The organism is Enterococcus hulanensis (assembly GCF_005405485.1).
GTDB classification, from domain to species: Bacteria; Bacillota; Bacilli; order Lactobacillales; family Enterococcaceae; genus Enterococcus_A; species Enterococcus_A hulanensis.
Genome location: NZ_BJED01000021.1, coordinates 1 through 18,826, shown reverse-complemented (window position 1 = coordinate 18,826; position 18,826 = coordinate 1). Strand labels below are relative to the sequence as shown.

16 protein-coding genes and 1 pseudogene are annotated in these 18,826 nt (G+C 38.7%); 8 read left to right on the top strand and 9 right to left on the bottom strand.

Translation table 11 applies throughout. From position 1 onward, the window contains the following. Positions 1 to 95: 95 nt before the first annotated feature. From FFR60_RS19050 to FFR60_RS19040, 3 genes are all read right to left on the bottom strand, one after another. On the bottom strand, positions 96 to 524 hold the full coding sequence (locus tag FFR60_RS19050; RefSeq protein WP_137665375.1) for a hypothetical protein: 429 nt from the start codon (positions 522 to 524) through the stop codon (positions 96 to 98). A 2-nt stretch (positions 525 to 526) separates the two neighbouring features. Then, positions 527 to 724 carry a helix-turn-helix transcriptional regulator gene (locus tag FFR60_RS19045; RefSeq protein WP_088932080.1) on the bottom strand — a complete coding sequence of 66 codons (198 nt, stop codon included), beginning with the start codon at positions 722 to 724 and terminating at the stop codon, positions 527 to 529. Positions 725 to 863: 139 nt separating this feature from the next. Further along, entirely contained in the window at positions 864 to 2,198 is a 1,335-nt protein-coding gene (locus FFR60_RS19040; RefSeq protein ID WP_137665374.1) for an amino acid permease, read from the bottom strand. A 456-nt stretch (positions 2,199 to 2,654) separates the two neighbouring features. Between FFR60_RS19040 and FFR60_RS19035 the strand changes: the two genes are divergently transcribed. Continuing rightward, complete coding sequence (locus FFR60_RS19035) at positions 2,655 to 2,897, top strand: GlsB/YeaQ/YmgE family stress response membrane protein (protein WP_137665373.1); 243 nt, start codon at positions 2,655 to 2,657, stop codon at positions 2,895 to 2,897. 110 nt (positions 2,898 to 3,007) lie between these two features. Here FFR60_RS19035 and FFR60_RS19030 read toward each other — a convergent pair whose 3' ends face one another. Beyond that, on the bottom strand, positions 3,008 to 3,949 hold the full coding sequence (locus tag FFR60_RS19030; RefSeq protein ID WP_137665372.1) for a 2-dehydropantoate 2-reductase: 942 nt from the start codon (positions 3,947 to 3,949) through the stop codon (positions 3,008 to 3,010). 301 nt (positions 3,950 to 4,250) lie between these two features. On the opposite strand from FFR60_RS19030, the gene FFR60_RS19025 reads away from it, so the two are divergent. The 4 genes and pseudogenes from FFR60_RS19025 (at position 4,251) to FFR60_RS19010 (ending at position 8,594) form a co-directional block, all read left to right on the top strand. Continuing rightward, positions 4,251 to 5,303: a DUF871 domain-containing protein gene (locus tag FFR60_RS19025; RefSeq protein WP_137665371.1), complete on the top strand. Its 1,053-nt coding sequence runs from the start codon at positions 4,251 to 4,253 to the stop codon at positions 5,301 to 5,303. Then, on the top strand, positions 5,303 to 6,193 hold the full coding sequence (gene murQ, locus FFR60_RS19020; protein WP_137665370.1) for an N-acetylmuramic acid 6-phosphate etherase: 891 nt from the start codon (positions 5,303 to 5,305) through the stop codon (positions 6,191 to 6,193). Before FFR60_RS19025 ends, murQ begins: the two co-directional genes overlap by 1 nt. Positions 6,194 to 6,205: 12 nt before the next feature. Next, positions 6,206 to 8,148: pseudogene (locus FFR60_RS19015) on the top strand (glucose PTS transporter subunit IIA). Between the two features lie 128 nt (positions 8,149 to 8,276). Further along, the gene (locus tag FFR60_RS19010) at positions 8,277 to 8,594 is read left to right on the top strand and encodes a DUF1905 domain-containing protein (RefSeq protein WP_212741910.1); all 318 of its coding nucleotides are present in this window, start codon (positions 8,277 to 8,279) and stop codon (positions 8,592 to 8,594) included. A gap of 44 nt (positions 8,595 to 8,638) precedes the next feature. Here the strand turns inward: FFR60_RS19010 and FFR60_RS19005 are convergent, their stop codons facing one another. Further along, positions 8,639 to 9,490, bottom strand: a complete 852-nt coding sequence (locus FFR60_RS19005; protein ID WP_088932087.1) for a MurR/RpiR family transcriptional regulator — start codon at positions 9,488 to 9,490, stop codon at positions 8,639 to 8,641. A gap of 145 nt (positions 9,491 to 9,635) precedes the next feature. Here FFR60_RS19005 and FFR60_RS19000 point away from each other — a divergent pair, with 145 nt between their 5' ends. Beyond that, positions 9,636 to 10,271, top strand: a complete 636-nt coding sequence (locus FFR60_RS19000; RefSeq protein WP_137665369.1) for a VTT domain-containing protein — start codon at positions 9,636 to 9,638, stop codon at positions 10,269 to 10,271. A 48-nt stretch (positions 10,272 to 10,319) separates the two neighbouring features. Here the strand turns inward: FFR60_RS19000 and FFR60_RS18995 are convergent, their stop codons facing one another. From FFR60_RS18995 to mdxK, 4 genes are all read right to left on the bottom strand, one after another. Next, on the bottom strand, positions 10,320 to 11,114 hold the full coding sequence (locus tag FFR60_RS18995) for a metallophosphoesterase (RefSeq protein WP_137665368.1): 795 nt from the start codon (positions 11,112 to 11,114) through the stop codon (positions 10,320 to 10,322). Between the two features lie 85 nt (positions 11,115 to 11,199). Continuing rightward, positions 11,200 to 12,207: a LacI family DNA-binding transcriptional regulator gene (locus FFR60_RS18990; RefSeq protein ID WP_088932090.1), complete on the bottom strand. Its 1,008-nt coding sequence runs from the start codon at positions 12,205 to 12,207 to the stop codon at positions 11,200 to 11,202. A gap of 24 nt (positions 12,208 to 12,231) precedes the next feature. Beyond that, entirely contained in the window at positions 12,232 to 12,891 is a 660-nt protein-coding gene (gene pgmB, locus FFR60_RS18985; protein WP_137665367.1) for a beta-phosphoglucomutase, read from the bottom strand. Then, complete coding sequence (gene mdxK, locus FFR60_RS18980; RefSeq protein ID WP_137665366.1) at positions 12,884 to 15,169, bottom strand: maltose phosphorylase MdxK; 2,286 nt, start codon at positions 15,167 to 15,169, stop codon at positions 12,884 to 12,886. The genes pgmB and mdxK overlap by 8 nt, the downstream gene beginning before the upstream one ends. Positions 15,170 to 15,400: 231 nt before the next feature. On the opposite strand from mdxK, the gene FFR60_RS18975 reads away from it, so the two are divergent. Next, positions 15,401 to 17,575, top strand: coding sequence for a PTS transporter subunit IIBC (locus tag FFR60_RS18975; RefSeq protein ID WP_137665417.1), 2,175 nt, complete (start codon positions 15,401 to 15,403; stop codon positions 17,573 to 17,575). A 48-nt stretch (positions 17,576 to 17,623) separates the two neighbouring features. Next, positions 17,624 to 18,415, top strand: coding sequence for an endonuclease/exonuclease/phosphatase family protein (locus FFR60_RS18970; protein ID WP_171004980.1), 792 nt, complete (start codon positions 17,624 to 17,626; stop codon positions 18,413 to 18,415). Positions 18,416 to 18,826: the final 411 nt, after the last annotated feature.

Below are 18,826 nucleotides of genomic sequence, written 5' to 3'. Positions count from 1 at the left end.
TTAAACGAAGACGGTCAATGTGATCGTCTTTTTTGATTATAAAAAAATTGAATAAAAAAAGGAGCAGAGTGATCTGCTCTTTTTTCAAAGATAATTTAGAGTGCCTTCTCAATTTTTGAACGATGATAAATAGAGTATCCGACGATAAATAAGTAAGCTACGACTAAAGGAATTAGGACGTTAAAAGAAACTTCCATCAGTGCAAAAGTCAGCAGTAAAGCGGAGTACACATACAGCATCATATCAAATCCTTTTGCTTTAGCCATATTTCCAATCATGACGTTTCGTTCATCTTTTGTGTCAATTTCAATTTGTTTAACTAATTTAGGATTGTTTTCAATCGATTTTTTACTGACATATTCACCAAAACCATTTCCAAATAACCCGCATCCTAGACCGATGCAAAGGTAGGGCAGTGTTCTCATGATGTTTTGTGGATCATCAATCGCTTTTATTAAGTAAAATCCTATGAGTACTAATATCAAACCTAATATGGCAATAAGCAGCTCTTTTGTTTTTTTCATTTTTAATCCTCCTCGTAAATAAAAATTTCCTCGATCGTCATATCAAAATACTTGGCAATTTTAAAAGCTAGCACAATAGACGGGTTGTAACGATCATTTTCCAGAGAACCAATTGTTTGTCGCGATACTTCTAAGGCAGTCGCCAAATCTTCTTGTTTGATGCCTCTTTCTTTGCGAATTTCTTCTAAACGATTTTTCATTTGGGACCTCCTTACGGAAAGCATGCTTTACATATACAGTATAAAGGATAAATCCGATCATGTAAAGTAGGCTTTCCATTTCCGAAAAAAGCAATAAAAAAAAGATCGAATCAACCTATTTTGTGATTCGACCTTGATTTTAAAGTTGTTCTGAAACTGTATCGGTTTGTTTCTTACGATAGCTGAAGAGAATAACTAAATAAATACATGCAGTGAAAAGTGTTACACCAATCGGGTTATTCATGAGGATTCCGACAAAAATCAACCCTAGTACTAGAATTACTAATCCGCTGAAGAATCGCTCCACCTTCGTTCCTTTCTTCATAGCTAAAACAAATGCTGCTACACTGATCAATAACCATGTTAATAATACTGAGTATGACAACGAACCGACTAAGTAATTAAATAGTTTGTTTCCTAGAAAGTAAGACAAAATGACACCAAGATAAAGCGTGCCGGTACAAAACAAGACTGCTCGTTGCGGAACCTGATGTTTGTTCAACACAGCAAGTTTAGCAGTGAAGCCAGTATTCTCTTTTACTCGGAAGTATAGCGTTCTAGAGGATGCATAGACTCCCGAGTTAATAGAAGAAAATAGCGCCAATACAATAACGAAATTCACAATATCAGTAGCAAAAGGAATGTGCATTTTTTGAAAGACCATTACAAATGGACTGGCTGTTGTTGCAGCTAAAGTATCCCAGCGATAAATAATCAAAAGCAGGATCATTGGCACGATATAAAATGAGATGATTCTTCCCATAACACCTTTGATTGCTTTAGGAATCGCGGTTTTAGGATCTTCTGTTTCACTAACTGTAATAGCGATCAATTCTGATCCGCCGTAGGAATAAATCACGACTAAAAGAGAATTCACCAGACCTTGCAGACCGTGGGGAGTAAAACCGCCATGGCTATTCATACGAGCGATCGTATCTATCCACCCAATGTTAAAAATTTCATGTCCAACAAGATAAGCGCTAAAGACGATCAGGATAATAATGACTGCGATTTTGATAAATGCCAGCCAATACTCTGTCTCAGCGAACAAACGAACTGAATACAGATTAATGAGAGTGGTTAATACTGCTAGGATCAAAACAAAGATCCAAGAAGGGACATGGGGGAACCATAATTGTAAGAAGCTGGCAGCAGCCACGGCTTCGGCGATAATGTTTACCATCCATAATGACCAGTACAACCAGTCAATAAAGTCTGCAGTACGTTCGCCAAGAAATGGTTTGATGATTCCAGATAGACCTTGAACATTGTCGCTGTTTAAAACTAAGCGGCCCAAACCATTCATCACGATGAAAAGAACCAATCCGCCAAGCAAAAAGGCGAGGATAACAGAAGGTCCAGCAATGCCGATTGCTTCACCGCTTCCTTTGAATAGGCCAGCACCGATTGCACCTCCAAGCGCCAACATCATAATGTGGCGTGAAGTCATTTGTTTTTGTAATTTATTTTCCATAGAACTGCCTCGTTTCTAAATTGAGCGAATAATTTGTAGATTTGAAATATTCTGATAATTATTCGTCAATAATAGCAGAATGTTCTGACAATTCAATTATCGTGAAAAACTTTTCATTTAGTTTTCATTAAAAGTCTAGAATTAATTAGCCTTTGTTATTTTAAAGTATGTTTTTCTTGTTTAATGACAAAAAAGAGTAAAAAACAAAATTCATTAATCATATATGGTGAAAGTATTTTTTTGCTAGTAAAATAGTGTTTTTTTAACTTCATAAATTTCCTTATCCGAGAAATTTTTGAAGTCCTCTTAATATCAACTGTAAATGCTTATGTAACAGTGTTTTTTGTCTGAATGATCAGGACTTATTGACAATAATTAAGCAGAATAATAGGAAAAAAGGAAGAATATTTGTAACATGATAATGTAATTATTTTATATAGAAAGAGGGAGAATAGAATGAGTTGGTTATGGACTTTAATCATCGGTGCGTTGATCGGTGTAATCGCAGGTGCGATCACTAACAAAGGTGGATCAATGGGCTGGATTGCAAACATTGTTGCTGGTTTAGTTGGTTCTGCAATTGGTCAAGCGTTACTTGGCTCATGGGGCCCTAGCTTAGCAGGTATGGCATTAGTTCCTTCTATTATTGGTGCTGTGATTGTTGTTGCAGTGGTTTCATTCTTTATTGGAAGAAAGTAAAACCTTTATCCTTAAATAAAGAAACGAATCAGATAAAAAGACATCCCAAACTCAAATTACGAGTTTGGGATTCTTTTGTCTACAGTCTGAAAAGCGACTATGCGCTTTTTTTATTTTGCATTTAATAGTTCTTCTTTTCCGTGGATTAATTGAGTTAAGAAAGCACAATATGGTGTAGCAATTTGATAATTCTTTCCTTTTTGCCACACGGCTCCGTTGATATAGTCGATCTCGGTTTTTCGATGATTGCGAATCAAGTCTTGATACATGGAAGGAAAATGCAACCCTTGTGTCTTAACATCGTAAGTAGCCTCTATTGCTTGAATTACTTGAGATTGATCAAGTTCAATTCCTTCTACTTTAGCAACTGAGGCAAATTCTCCAACGATAGTCTCAATCAGATTTCTGGCTACATTCAAAGACCCAAAATCAGCGATGTTACAATCTAAGATCGTACATAAACCATTCAGTGTGCCATTAATACAAGCCTTTTTCCAAATTGAGTATCTTACGTTATTGCTGTAGATGGGATTTAATCCAGCTTTTTGGAAGACTTCTAGCACTTGTAGCGTAAATTCTTTGCCTTTTGGATCTAAATTCTCCATTTCAATACTGCCTGTGCCGACTAATTTTGCATGACCAGGTCCAGATAAACTAGCAGTCCAAGTCGTTGTACCAAAAATAATATTTTCTTTCGGGACAAATTTTGACAAAGTTTCCTCATGTCCCAATCCATTTAATAGACAAAATACAAAAGTTTTTTCACCGATGATGGGTTTAATATCCTGAAACATTGCTTCAAGTTGCATAGACTTGGTCAACGCAACGACTAAATCAACGTTAGCATGATCCTCCACGATCTCTTCTGGCGAGTAGATCGGCAAGTTTGCGACTACCTCGCGGTCTTCAAATTCTCCAATCAAACCGTTCTCACGAATAGCTTTGATATGATCAGGCCAACGATCGATCAGAATAACTTCATTGCCCGCTAGATGAAGCATTAATCCGATGCGGCTTCCCATTGCACCCGCTCCGGCAATTGCGATTTTCATATGGACGATTCCCCTTTCAAGTTCCATTAAACAGTATACATAAAAACCAGTAAAAACACGGCTTACCTGCTCATGGAAGAAATGATATTTCATATATAGATAAAAATATATGAAATAATGTTGCAATTTTGTTCTTCAGCGTTTATAATCATCTCGTAAAGATGAAATGGTTTTCATTGATAGCTTTACTCCTTGTTTTTTGCAGATTCGTAATTTAGGACTGCTTGCCCCAGAAAAAGACAATGGAACAGTACACAAATAAGAATGAAAGTATTTTTTAATTCGTGGAAGGAGGAAGAGCATGTTTGGATTTTCAATTTTTTTAAATGAAGGTTTAACTAACGAAAGAAAAAGTTATATAGAAGAAATGTCGCAACATGGTTTTTCTGGTATCTTTACTTCCTTGCATATACCAGAAGATGATGTAGATCAGTATCGTAAGCGCTTGACTGATCTTGGCTCTGTTGCAAAAAAATGTCATTTAGAGCTGATGGTTGATATTTCAGGCGAAGCATTAGAACGCGCCGGCTTTTCTTTTGATCGAGTGGATGAGCTTCTCGAGGTTGGAGTGACTGGGTTACGAATGGATTATCACATTAGTAATCAGCAGATTGCAAAACTATCCCGAGAAATGCCGATTGCTTTGAACGCTTCAACGATTACAGAAATGGATATTCAAGAACTGCAGAAAGCAGATGCGAACTTCAAGCATTTAGAAGCTTGGCACAATTATTATCCAAGACCTGAAACCGCTTTAGATAAAAAGTGGTATCACGAGAAAAATTTATGGCTGAAGTCATATGGTTTTACGATCCAGGGATTTGTTCCGGGAGATGAAAAACTGCGCGGACCTTTATTTAAGGGATTACCTACGTTAGAGGAGCATCGTGGCACCCATCCTTTGGCAGCGGCCTTAGATTTACTGGCTGATACGGATAAAGTTTATATCGGTGATAGCGGCTTATCAAAAGAAGTGTTAGAGCAATTTTCTTTCTATATTAAAGAAGAAACGTTAAAACTGAGGGTAGAAGCTTTTGACAAGCAAATCAAGTATGTTTTAGGCGATCATATCAATCGTCAAGATGAAGCGCGCGATGTGATTCGCAGTGCGGAAGCACGTTTCAAAAAAATCCCCAATGTCGTGCCTTTACCGGCAAAAGATCGGAACGTTGGTGCTGTAACGATCGACAACATGAATTATTTGCGTTATATGGGTGAGATTCAAGTAATTAAGCGAAATCTACCAGCCGATGAAAAAGTCAATGTTGTCGGACAGGTAATCGAAAAGGATCAAGCGTTGATCCAGCATATTAGAGCAGGACAGAAATTTAGTTTAGAGAGTGTGGAAAAATAATGGTCAATTTAGAAAATTTAACAACAGAACGACGGAATGAAACAACTTTTGGTTTAGATGAAATGAGTGTAGCGGAAGCTGTGAAACTAATGAATCAGGAAGATCATAATGTGCCGGATGCAGTAGCAGAACAATTACCGCAAATTGAAAAAGTCGTTGAAGCTACGATTGCCGCGTTCAAAAAAGACGGTCGATTGATTTATATGGGTGCTGGGACAAGTGGCCGCTTAGGTGTTTTGGACGCAGCAGAATGTGTGCCAACTTTTGGTGTGGAGCCGGAGATGGTAGTCGGTTTGATCGCAGGCGGCGAACAAGCAATGACCGTGGCAGTAGAAGGTGCGGAAGATGATGCAGAACTAGGTGCTCAGGATTTGAAAGATTTAAAATTAACTGAAAATGATATGGTCATCGGAATCGCAGCGAGCGGACGTACGCCTTATGTAATCGGCGGATTAGATTACGCTCGTTCAATCGGTGCCGCAACTGGGACGATCTCATGCAACAAAGATGCTGAAATCAGCAAGCATGCGGAACTGCCGATCGAAGTTGATTGCGGACCGGAGTTCTTAACGGGCTCGACCCGCTTGAAATCAGGTACAGCTCAAAAATTGATTTTGAACATGATTTCTACTATCAGCATGATCGGAATCGGGAAAGTTTACAATAATTTAATGGTAGATGTTAAACCTACCAATGAGAAACTTGTTGAACGGGCAAAACGCATTATCATGCAAGCAACAGATGCTGATTATGAAACTGCGGCCCATTATTTTGAAGCAGCTGAGCAAAATGTTAAATTGGCAATCGTGATGATTTTGACGAACAGCAGCAAAGAAGAAGCTAATGAAAAATTAATCCAAGCCGATGGATTTGTTAAAAAGACAATTTAGGAGGGAAGCACAATGGCGAAAGAAGAATTAACCTTAAATCAAATTGCTAAAGAGATTTATGATGGTGCCGGAGGAATGGAGAACGTCCAAAGCGTCGGACGCGGGTACGGATGAGTGTTCGTGATGATAGTAAAGTCGATCAGGCGAAATTAAAAAGTATCCCGGGTGTACTCGGTGTCGTCGATGACGAACAATTGCAAGTTATTATCGGACCCGGTAAAGTAAACAAAGTTGCCAAAGAAATGGTCGACATTGCGGGTGTTGGTTTAGGAGAAGAATTGCCTCATGGCTCTGGTAAAGATAAAGTCAATGCTAAAGCTGCCGAGATGAAAGCTGCTCAAAAAGCTAAACAAAAAAGTTCACCATTCAAAGCAATCTTAAAGGATATTTCGAATATTTTCGTACCAATGATACCGGCTTTTGTAGGTTCTGGCTTAATTGCAGGGGTTGCGGCAGTCATGGCAAACTTGATTACGGCAGGTACAATTGATGCCGCTACCTGGCAACAGTTTGTCGATATTTTGAACATCTTGAAAAATGGGATGTTTAGTTACTTGGTCATCTTTACAGGTGTGAATGCTGCACAAGTTTTTGGTGCTAACCCAACTCTTGGCGGTGTTATCGGAGCGGTTGTTCTATTAACGGGTATGAATCCAGAAGCGCCGATTAAAAACTTGTTTACTGGGGATGCGTTAGCCGCTGGACAAGGCGGGATCATTGGCGTTATCTTCGCCGTGTGGCTATTATCGATCGTTGAAAAGAAATTACATCAAATCATTCCAGATGCAGTGGATATTATCATTACGCCGATGCTCTCCTTATTAGTGATCGGGTTACTGGAAATCTTTTTGATCATGCCAATGGCAGGTTTTATTTCTAATGGTATGGTAGGCGGAATCAACTGGGTATTGTCAGTTGGCGGGGCGTTCTCTGGTTTTGTCTTAGGTGCGTTATTCTTACCAATGGTTATGTTTGGTCTGCATCAAATCTTGACACCGATTCATATTCAAATGATTGGTGAAACCGGCAAAACGTTATTGTTACCAATTTTGGCGATGGCTGGTGCGGGGCAAGTTGGTGCTGCTTTTGCCCTTTGGATCAAATTACGCAAAGACAAAGAATTGACGGAAATGATTAAAGGCGCGTTACCAGTCGGAATCTTAGGAATTGGGGAACCATTAATTTATGGAGTAACGTTGCCATTAGGGCGTCCATTTATTACTGCCTGTGTTGGCGGCGGTATTGGTGGTGCTGTAATTGGTGCTATCGGTGGAGTTGGAGCGATTGCGATTGGCCCTTCAGGTGCAGCTTTGATCCCTTTGATTGCTAACGGTCGTTGGTGGGGATATGTCCTTGGACTGTTAGCAGCATATATCGGCGGATTTATCGCAACTTACTTCTTTGGTATTCCAAAAGATAAATTAGCAGAGCAAGAATTAGCAGAAATAACGGCTGCTGATTCGACTGAAACAGTGACTACTTCAGCAGCTTCACACGCGACGAATATTTTTACAGCTGTAGCAAAAGGTTCAGTACATCCATTAGAAGAAGCAGCAGATCCTGTTTTCTCTGAAAAAATGATGGGTGAAGGCTATTTTGTTGAACCCACGGACGGTGCGATCTTCGCTCCTGTAGCCGGCAAAGTTTCAACTATCTTCCCGACAAAACACGCGATCGGTATCACAACAGACAGTGGATTGGAAGTTTTACTTCATATGGGAATTAATACGGTGGAGTTAGATGGCAAGCCTTTCGAGGTGCTTGTATCAGAAGGGCAACATGTTACACCAGAAACACAGGTAGCAAACGTTGATTTAGCGGCAATTAAAGAAGCTGGAAAAGATACGTCGATGATGGTGTTAATCACCAATATGAACGATGTGGAAACACAAGTGCTTGAAAAAACAGGAGCAGTCAACGCTTCTGAAGAAGTTTTTAAAGCGACAACAAAATAATAAAGAAAAAGAGCGGTGCCACTTTGGTCCGCTCTTTTTTTTCTTGATGCAAGATGAAAGACTGGAGATTTTACTTGGTTCATCTGTGATACAATTTATGAAAAGCTCATGGATGAGGAGGGGAAAAGTTGGATAATAAAGAGGTGGAGTATAAATTTTCAGCCAAAGTTTATCATTATTCTTCATCGCCCGAGATGGTCGGTTGGACAATGGTCTCACTCCCTAAAGAACTTTCAGCAGCCATTCGAGATAATTTTAAGTCATTAGAGGAGGGCTGGGGCAGAATGAAAGTTACGGCTAAAATTGGTAAAAGTGAATGGCAGACGGCTATTTGGTTTGACACTAAGCAAGATACCTACTTGCTCCCACTCAAGGCGGCAATCAGGAAGAAGGAAAAGATTGAAACAGGATCGGATGTAACAATGTCTATTTGGTTAGCAGAGTAATCAAAAGAGGAGCTGAAAGAAATAAAATCTTTCAGTTCCTCTTTTTAAAAGTATTTTTTTCGGTATTCTTGAACGATCGCTCGCGTTGTATAAATTTTTTCAGCATTATCCTTATTACGACTGATATAGACATAAAATAATAAATCGATCGTAATGAATTGGGCCAAGATCGAATCTGTCGCAGCACTGCGATACGTTGCTTCTGTAGGCCGAGAGGTTTGCAAGCTGACATCTGATAGTTTTGCCAATGGGTTTTGTCCGAATTGAGTTAAGGTAATAACTGGAATTCCTAAATCTTTTGCCGTTTCGGCTAGCGCGATCAATTCAGAAGTTAAGCCAGAATTAGAAACTAACCAAATGACGGATTCTTTTTGATGCAAAACCAACTGCGGTAAGATGGTATTATAATCTGGTTCGCTAATGACATTTTTTCCTAAGCGGCTCCACTTTTGAACAATATCCGTGGCAGCTAGACTAGATGCACCAATACCTAAAACATAGCAGAATTCTTTTTCTTCTAACAGTTTGCAGGCTTTGAGAAATTCTTCTTCATTGAAAAGGGCAGTCGTTTCATCAATTGTATAACGAGCGTTGCCGGCTAATTTGTTTTTTAAACTGTGGAATGACTCGTCGTGATCAACGTCACTGTAGGTATTATTACTGCGCTGCTGCATTGTTTCGGCAGATAGTTCAATTTTGAAATCTGTTAAACTGTTAAAACCCATTTTTTTTGAGAATCGCACGACTGTCGGTGCACTAGCTCCGGAGGCCTCTGCGATTTCATTAGCCGTCATACTGGCGGCTTTTTCACTATTGTCGCGAATGAAGCAGTAAATTTTTTTTTCGGCTGCAGACATTTCCTTCTGCATGCTTTTCATATGAGAAAGTACGCTCATAAAGTACTCCTTTTGATCTTTTTTTCTATTATACCATTTTCCGAATAAATTTTATTTTTTCTATAGAACGACAGATCGTTCTTTCTTTTTTTGCGAAAAGTCGTATGATAAGAAAGGAATCTTATCAGAAGGAGTATTAGAGTAGATGGCTTTGATTGATTTTATTTTACATATTGATGCGCATATGGTGTCGTTGGTACATCAATATGGCGTGGGAATTTATCCGATTTTATTTGCAATTGTTTTTATTGAAACAGGAGTAGTCATTTTTCCCTTTTTGCCAGGTGATTCATTTTTATTTGCAGCCGGGGCATTAACGGCTTTAGGCGGGAATGTTCTTCACTTGCCTTATGTAATTGGAGTTTGTGTGATTGCGGCGATCTTAGGTGACATGATGAATTATTGGATTGGTCATACAATTGGTGTTCGAGCGTTGTATCATAGTCCAATTTCACGTTTTATTAAAGAGGATAAAGTACGTGAAGCGGAGAATTTCTTCAATGAGCGTGGAAAGTGGACGATTTTCTTAGGGCGTTTTATGCCGTTTGTTCGAACGTTCATTCCGTTCATTGCCGGCTCCAGTAAAATGAATTGGGGGATTTTTTCAAGCTTTAATATTTTTGGAGCGATTGTTTGGGGAACAGTTGTCAGTGCAGCTGGTTATTTCTTGGGAAATATCCCGATCGTCAGTGAACATTTTTCATTAATCATGCTTTTGATCGTTTTTGTTTCGTTAGTTCCCATCATGGTTCCATATATTAAGAAAAGAGTTCACGCATAAAAAGAGTTTGAACGTTCTGCTTCAGAAGCGAACGTTCAAACTCTTTTTCTATAGATGGAAATATAAAATTTCAGGGGTCACTCTAAAGCGTAGTGGAGGTCCCGTAGTTCCTAAGCCAGTGTTGACGACTAGGCTAGTTTTAGATGTCAATTCGTAAATTCCTTGATCATAAAGTTTAGATCCAAAATTTTTATAAGGAAAGAGCGGAAAGCGGATTTGTCCTCCATGGCTGTGTCCAGATAAAATCAGATCAAATTGATCAAGCTCAGGTAAGTGCCTGACCTGATCGGGTTCATGAATCATTAAGATAGAGAAGTCTGCTTTTTTTGGAAGAGTATTATAATCAGGCTGACCTTCTTGTCCATCGTCGATTCCTGTTAAGCTTATCTGATCCACTAATGTACTTTGATTATTCAATAGAGTAAAACCTCCATCAGCTAGTATTTGACTAACTGCTGTGCGACCGTTGGAACAGTAATCATGATTACCTAAGATCGCGAATTTTCCTTTAGGTGCATGGATTTTTGCCAATTGCTGACTGATGGCGTTGCAGTCTCTTGTTTGCCAATAGCGATAATTTTCAATCAAATCACCAGTAAATAATACAATATCAGGCTTTGCTTGGTTCAGTTTATTAATGATTTTATCAAATCGCTTAGGGGAATAAAATGGTGAAAAGTGGCTATCGCTAATTTGGGCGATCGTTAAACCTGTCTTTTCACCAGTTTGAATAATCAGTTGTTCATCCTTATTAATTTGAAAGTGCTTTTCGATCAATTGATAGGTTGAGTAACGACAATAGAACAGAAAGAGCACTAGGAGTAGACCTAAGATTAGAACCATCTATACCACTTTCTTTCTGATTTTTCGCAAGTATATACAAAATAACGACCTGTCACAAGTTGGACAGGTCGTATTTAATGATAACTTAAATCGTACGAACAGTTTCTCTTTGGATCAGATGATGTGGTACGACTAATTGAACACCACTCGATTGTTTTTGCTCAATTTGTTCTATTAATTTCTGTGTCCCTAGACGACCAAGGTCAGAAATATCAATGTCAATCGTCGTCAAGTAAGGGTGGACGAGCGTTGCAAAAATTGAATTATTAAAGCTAATGACCGAAAGATCATCGGGAACCTTATAGCCGTGCAGCGTTGCTAATTGAATCATACGTAAGGCAAAAATATCATCGATCACAACCAGAGCAGTTGCCCCAGTTTCTTTGATTACTTCAGGAAATTGCGTGTAGTCTTCAGGTTTCAGCATTGTTAAAGGTGAATGGGTAGGATAGCCCTTTAACATCATAGCCTCTTGATATCCAAAATAACGTTCAAAGAAAATGACTTCTTGATTAACATTTGAGACGAACAGGATATTTTTATGTCCTTTCTCAATCAAATGCTCAGTAGCTTGTTTACCGAGCAATTGATTATCGTTATCGACATAAACAATGTCAGCTTCTCTTTCAGGCGGACGTCCGATTAAGGTAAAGGGGACGTGATTCTGATAAAGATATTCGGCAACTGGGTCATCCTTTTCTGAATAAGCTAAGATGAAGCCATCCACTTGTTTTTGCCGATGCATCCGAGTTACATTTTCCAAAAGGGTCTTACTATTATTAGCTGAGGCAACAGCGGTGGTAATTTGAAATTCCGCAGCAGTTTCGTTCACTGCGTTTAGTAATTCCAAATAAAGCGGATTGCCTAAGCGTTCGCGAGAATCAAGAGGTGGCAAAATGACACCAAAAGAATTTGCTCGCTGTTTTCCAAGATTTCGTGCAGTGACGTTTGGAAAGTATCCCATTTCATCCATGATCTTCCGAACCCGCTGTTTTGTTTCAGCGGAAATACTAGGATGATCGTTAATCACACGGGAAACAGTAGAAGGAGAGACTTTTGCTTTTTTAGCCACGTCTTTAACTGTAGATACCATTTTCGCTCTCCTTTCTCTGTAATATTAGTTACTCCATTGTTTTTCTAAAAAATTTAAGGTAAGTTCAGCAGTCGAAGCGACGATAGCAATATCATCACCTAATTGCTTCGCGCTTCCCACACCAACAGGTAATGCGCCGCTTGCTTTGATGGCGGTGATTCCTGCTTGAGCATCCTCAATCCCAATGCATTCGTTAGGAGCTAGTCCCACCACTTCAGCAGCTAGAATAAAAATATCAGGAGCAGGTTTTCCAGCACGTACGGCTGCCGGATCAGCGATACCATCGAAATACTCGGTCAATTCCATCTGTTTTAATAAAAAAGGACCGTTTTTACTTGCTGACGCTAAAGAAATTTTGATGTCAGCATTTTTCAATGCTTTCAGCAATTCTAAAATACCAGGGTAGACATCTTTTGGCGAAACAGCTTGAATCATTTCTACATAATTGTCATTTTTTGATTTTGCTAATTGATTGAACTCAGTTTCGGAAAAGTCTTTTTCACGACCACCATGTTCGAGGATCAGCCGTAAAGAATCTTCGCGGCTAACGCCCTTCAATTTTTCATTAAACTGCCGATCAATTGAAATATCAAGATCATCAGCTAATTTTTTCCATGCCAAGTAATGATATTCAGCAGTATCAGTGATGACACCATCTAAATCAAACAAAACGCCTTTAAACATTTGATTCCTCCTGTTCCAGTGGAACTGTCATTGAATCGCTCAAAGAAATTTCCTTTCCATAAAGCATCATAGCTAAGGCAGGTCCATCTTTCAAGTCAATTTGCACTTCTTTTTGATTTACTGAAATTGCTAACAAGCGTCCACGGTAATTAATATGGAAAGAATAGTGATTCCATTCTTTTGGCAGTAACGGCGCAAAGCTTAATTGGCCGCTTGTTGTTTTCATTTGTGCAAAGCCTTGGACAATAGCTAACCAACTGCCGGTCATTGAAGTAATATGCAAACCATCGTCAGTGTCATTGTTATAGTTGTCTAAATCTAACCGAGCCGTTCGTTGATACATTTCCATAGATTTGTCGATTAAACCAAGCTCTGCCGCTAAAATAGCATGGATTGAAGCAGACAGTGAAGACTCATGAACAGTCATTGGTTCGTAAAACTCGAAATTTTTACGTTTCTCTTCTTTAGTGAATTGATCTCCGAAGAAGTAAATTCCTTGCAAAACATCTGCCTGTTTAATGAAACAAGAACGCAGGATTTTGTCCCAAGACCAGTTTTGGTTTAACGGGCGATCTTCCGGAGCTAAGTCAGCAGCCGACATTAAATCTTTATCTAAGAAAGTATCATGTTGAACGAAAATGCCTAACTCTTCATCTGCAGGAAAGTACATATGCTCAATAATATCTTGCCACTTGGCCTGTTCCTCTGAAGATATTGAAACGGTCGCTTGGTCTTGATATTTTTGATAATTTTCTAATGTATATGATAATACCCAAGTTGCTAAATAGTTAGTATACCAGTTGTTATTGATATTATTCTCATACTCATTAGGTCCGGTCACACCATGAATCATATATTTTTGCTGGCGTTTTGAATAATGTACCCGGTCAGCCCAGAAACGAGCAATCTCAGTCAGAACTTCCAAGCCTTCATTCTTTATATAGCTGTCATCACCGGTATAGGTCGTGTAGTTATAAATTGCATGAGCAATCGCGCCATTTCGGTGAATTTCCTCGAAGGTGATTTCCCATTCATTGTGGCATTCGACACCGGTAAAGGTAACCATCGGATATAAGGCGCCTTGTAAACCTTGCTGGCGAGCATTGTGCTGTGCCTGCGGTAATTGATTGTGGCGATATTTCAATAAGTTTTTAGTTACTTCTGGATCAGAGATTCCTAAGTACATTGGGACAGCATAGGCTTCTGTATCCCAATAAGTCGCACCGCCATATTTTTCACCAGTGAAACCTTTTGGTCCAATATTCAGACGCTCATCTTCACCATAATAAGTTGAAAAGAGTTGGAAGATGTTGAAGCGAATACCCTGCTGCGCCTCGTCATCTCCATCAATCAAAACATCCGCTAAAGCCCAACGATTTGCCCAAGCTGCATTTTGTTCAGCCAACAGATCTTCGAAGGAATCATTGTATTTCGACAGTAATGCGACAGCCTTTTCGCTTTGCTCGGATTCTGGGACATCGCGACTAGTTAATATAACTACTCGTTTTTCTAATTGAACTGATTGATTGACTTTTAAGTTATAAGAGAATGTTTCAGCAACTTCTAGAGTATCATCTTGTTGCAGTCCGATTGTAGAACTGATATGTTTCATTGCGCCAGTCACCGAAAACTGTTCGATTCCAAAATTATTTGGGATAGTCTGAGTTGTTAAGAAGCTAATGTCTTCTCGGTGTCCGCGATCTTTTTCTAACCAGAACATTTCTTCATAATTGCTGTCTTCATTCTGTACGTTATTATCTAATTTAGATACGACTTTTAATTCTGCATCGCCAACTAAACTTTCAGCAGTAAGTCGAATGACAGCAAGCTCCTGTTTTACAACACTTAAAAAGCGTTCAAAAGTAAAACGAACTTTTGTATCGTCGATTGTCACGGTAAAGGAGCGGGTAAGGACCCCGTTTTCCATATTTAATTCTAAATCAAAATCTTCATACTCAGTGACTGCTAGATCAATCTCATGATCATTTACAAATAATTTCATTTGAATAAAATCAAGCGCATTGATGACTTTACCGAAATACTCAGGATAACCATTCTTCCACCAGCCGACACGAGTTTTATCAGGATACCAAATTCCGGCAAGGTAAGTACCCTGATGGCGATCGCCGCTATAGCTTTCCTCAAAATTACCACGCATTCCCATATAACCATTTCCTATACTAGTCAAAGATTCCTGAAGCCGCCGGTTTTCTTTATCTAATTTAGTAGTTCGAATTTTCCAAGGGTCGATTTCAAAAAGACGTTGAACATTTTTCATGATAGTCCTCCTTATGTTTTCTTAGCACTATCATATACGCAACCGATTGCGTAAGTCAAGCATTTAAGGGAAAGTTTTTATAGTTAAGTCTACATAGAAGAAATAATGATTTTTAAAACAAAACACTTGAAAGAGTTTACAAAATAAAAAAATGAGTATATAATGCAAATCAGCGAAACCGATTGCGTAAAATCTTCGCATCAAAAATTAGGAGGAACAAACATGAAAGGAATCAAAAAGATTTTTAGTTTTGAGTTTTGGCAAAAGTTCGGGAAGGCGCTGATGGTGGTAATTGCAGTAATGCCGGCAGCAGGTTTGATGATCAGCATCGGAAAGTCTTTACCATTGATTAACGAAAATCTAGGGTGGTTAGTCACTACAGGTGGCGTTGTTGAAAATATTGGTTGGGCTATTATTGGTAATTTGCATTTACTTTTTGCATTGGCAATTGGTGGAAGTTGGGCGAAAGAACGAGCGGGTGGTGCATTTGCAGCAGGGCTATCATTCATTTTGATTAATCGAATCACAGGCTCGATCTTTGGTATTACTTCAGAAATGTTAGCTGATCCAAATGCGATGACTCATACACTATTCGGTCAAAAAATTATGGTCAATGGATATTTTACGAGTGTGTTAGAAGCTCCGGCATTGAATATGGGAGTATTTGTTGGGATCATCGCGGGTTTCGTGGGAGCGACGGCTTACAATAAATACTACAATTTCCGGAAGCTGCCAGAAGTGTTGACCTTTTTTAATGGAAAACGATTTGTTCCTTTTGTAGTAATTTTACGTTCAGTTATTGTAGCTTTGGTATTAGCCTTAATTTGGCCAGTTATCCAAACAGGAATCAACGATTTTGGTAAATGGATCGCGAATTCTCAAGATACTGCACCAGTATTGGCTCCATTTTTATATGGAACACTAGAACGATTACTTTTACCGTTCGGGCTGCATCACATGCTGACAATTCCAATGAACTATACGCAATTGGGCGGAACTTATGATATTTTGACTGGGGCACAAGCAGGAAGTCAAGTATTCGGTCAAGATCCGTTATGGTTGGCATGGGCAACTGACTTAGTTAATTTAAAAAATGGCGGCGACATGTCTCAATATCAACATGTGTTAACTCAATGGACACCGGCGCGTTTTAAAGTCGGACAAATGATTGGTTCGTCTGGTATTTTGATGGGGTTGACTTTAGCAATGTACCGCAACGTCGATCCTGATAAAAAGAAAAAATATAAATCCATGTTCCTTTCTGCAGCAGTAGCGGTATTCCTCACAGGAGTAACGGAACCTTTAGAGTTTATGTTTATGTTTGTTGCGGTACCGCTATATGCTTGCTATGCAGTAATTCAAGGGGCTGCTTTCGCTATGGCTGACTTAATCAATTTACGAGTTCATTCATTTGGGAATATTGAACTGTTGACTAGGGTACCTATGGCATTAAGAGCAGGATTAGGCAATGACTTACTTAATTTTGTTTTAACAAGTATCGCGTTTGGAGTGTTCACTTATTTCTTTGCTAATTTCATGATCAAGAAATTCAATTACGCAACCCCAGGAAGAAATGGGAATTATGAAGTTGATACTGAAGAAGCCGCTAGTGGAACAAAGGATGGCTCAGTAACGGCAGATTCACAAATTGTAAAGATCATTAACTTATTAGGTGGTCCGCAAAACATTACTGATGTTGACGCATGTATGACTCGATTACGAGTAACAGTTGCAGATAGGAATATTGTCGGCGGTGAAGAAGATTGGAAAAAAGCTGGTGCAATGGGGCTTTTGGTTAAGGATAATGGCGTGCAAGCTGTTTATGGTCCGAAGGCAGATATCCTTAAATCTGATATTCAGGATTTGTTAGATTCAGGCGTACAAATTCCTGCGAGTGATTTCCAAGAAAGTTCTCTCGAATCTAAAAAAACCACTACAGCCTTTAAAGGACTACATGCTGATTTTGTTGCACCAGCGAACGGAGAACTTATCCCAATTGATCAAGTGCAGGATGAAGTTTTCTCACAGAAAATGATGGGTGAAGGCTTTGCGGTGATACCAGAAAATGGAGAGGTAGCAAGTCCAGTTTCGGGTACTATTGTTTCCGTCTTTCCGACAAAACACGCTATTGGTATCAAAACAGAAGATGAAATCGAAGTGTTGCTTCATATGGGGATCGACACGGTTAACTTAGGCGGCGATGCATTTGAAATCAAAGTTCATGAAGGTGAAAAAGTAAAGGCAGGTAAAATTGTTGCAACTGCTGATTTAGCAATGATTCAAGAAGCTGGAAAATTGACTACGATGATTGTAGTGTTTACAAATGGTGACAAGATCGAGAATTACCATTATGATAAAACAGGACTTGTTTCTCGTGGGGAAACGATTGGGTCAATTGATTACTAAAGTGGGGCGAAAACAATCAAAGTATTAACTCTAAACACTCATAGTTGGATGGAAGCGGACGATCAAAAGCAATTAGAAACTTTGGCTAACCAAATCGCTAAGGAAGAATACGATTTTATTGGTTTGCAAGAAGTAAACCAACTTATGACTAGCCCGTTAGCAAAACTGGATAAGTATTTTCAACCGACATCGAAACAACAAACAGTTCATCAAGACAATTTCTTGTTTTGTTTGGTTGAAAAATTAAAAAGCTTAGGTTGTTACTATTATTGGAGTTGGAGCTATAATCATGTTGGCTACGATATCTATCATGAGGGCACTGGCTTGTTGTCGAGGACGCCAATGAAAGCAGAGAATTACTTAATCTCTGAAAGTTCTGATCCGACAGATTATCATACGCGAAGAGCAGTGATTGGAGAGACTATAATTGACGGACAGGAAATAATAGTCGCTAATGGTCATTTCTCTTGGTGGCAGAATGATAAAACAGCTTTTGCATTTGAGTGGGGTGCATTAGAGAAAGTATTGTCAGAAAAACAGGGATCTCTTATTATTATGGGTGATTTTAATAATGACGCAAAAATAAATGGTGAAGGTTATGCCATGGTCAAAGGGAGTTCATTGAAGTTGCAAGATGCTTTTATTGCTGCAAAAAGTAAATTTGATGAATATACAGTAGAAGAAGCAATTGATGGTTGGTCAGAAAATGCTGAGAAACTCCGAATTGATTACATCTTTACTTCTCAAGATTTTAATGTTGTAAGCTATCAAATCGTTTTTAATGGCAAAAATGAGTGTATAATTAGCGATCATTATGGAGTAGAAGTTATGATGGACTAGCGATTTGCTAGTCCATTTTCTGTTTCGCTGAAATTTAAATGAAAAAAACTGAAAAACATTTGACATTCTTTTTCAATATGATATTATCAATAACGTTGCTGAAACAAGTTGATACAACAATAAGAAATACTTGTGGACAAGCTATTTCCTAGATGATATTATTTCAAAGTTGTCAATTGAGTTTCAAATAATTTTCATAATCGAATGAAAATTATTGTTGACAATCACTCAGTAACCTGTTAAGATATAAAAGTTGCTGAAACAAAGCAACAAACCATGTAGACCTTTGAAAACTGAACGAATAAAACAAACCAAATGTGTAGGGCGTTTCTATTTAATAGAAACAAACAACATAGCAAGCAATATGCTAGCAAGTCAATTAACAAATTGAGCTTAACAGTTTAACGACTG

Coding starts and splice junctions, on each gene's coding strand:
- FFR60_RS19050 (WP_137665375.1), bottom strand. CDS start 524: ATGAAAAAAACAAAAGAGCTGCTTATTGCCATATTAGGTTTGATATTA.
- FFR60_RS19045 (WP_088932080.1), bottom strand. CDS start 724: ATGAAAAATCGTTTAGAAGAAATTCGCAAAGAAAGAGGCATCAAACAA.
- FFR60_RS19040 (WP_137665374.1), bottom strand. CDS start 2,198: ATGGAAAATAAATTACAAAAACAAATGACTTCACGCCACATTATGATG.
- FFR60_RS19035 (WP_137665373.1), top strand. CDS start 2,655: ATGAGTTGGTTATGGACTTTAATCATCGGTGCGTTGATCGGTGTAATC.
- FFR60_RS19030 (WP_137665372.1), bottom strand. CDS start 3,949: ATGAAAATCGCAATTGCCGGAGCGGGTGCAATGGGAAGCCGCATCGGA.
- FFR60_RS19025 (WP_137665371.1), top strand. CDS start 4,251: ATGTTTGGATTTTCAATTTTTTTAAATGAAGGTTTAACTAACGAAAGA.
- murQ (WP_137665370.1), top strand. CDS start 5,303: ATGGTCAATTTAGAAAATTTAACAACAGAACGACGGAATGAAACAACT.
- FFR60_RS19005 (WP_088932087.1), bottom strand. CDS start 9,490: ATGAGCGTACTTTCTCATATGAAAAGCATGCAGAAGGAAATGTCTGCA.
- FFR60_RS19000 (WP_137665369.1), top strand. CDS start 9,636: ATGGCTTTGATTGATTTTATTTTACATATTGATGCGCATATGGTGTCG.
- FFR60_RS18995 (WP_137665368.1), bottom strand. CDS start 11,114: ATGGTTCTAATCTTAGGTCTACTCCTAGTGCTCTTTCTGTTCTATTGT.
- FFR60_RS18990 (WP_088932090.1), bottom strand. CDS start 12,207: ATGGTATCTACAGTTAAAGACGTGGCTAAAAAAGCAAAAGTCTCTCCT.
- pgmB (WP_137665367.1), bottom strand. CDS start 12,891: ATGTTTAAAGGCGTTTTGTTTGATTTAGATGGTGTCATCACTGATACT.
- mdxK (WP_137665366.1), bottom strand. CDS start 15,169: ATGAAAAATGTTCAACGTCTTTTTGAAATCGACCCTTGGAAAATTCGA.
- FFR60_RS18970 (WP_171004980.1), top strand. CDS start 17,624: ATGGAAGCGGACGATCAAAAGCAATTAGAAACTTTGGCTAACCAAATC.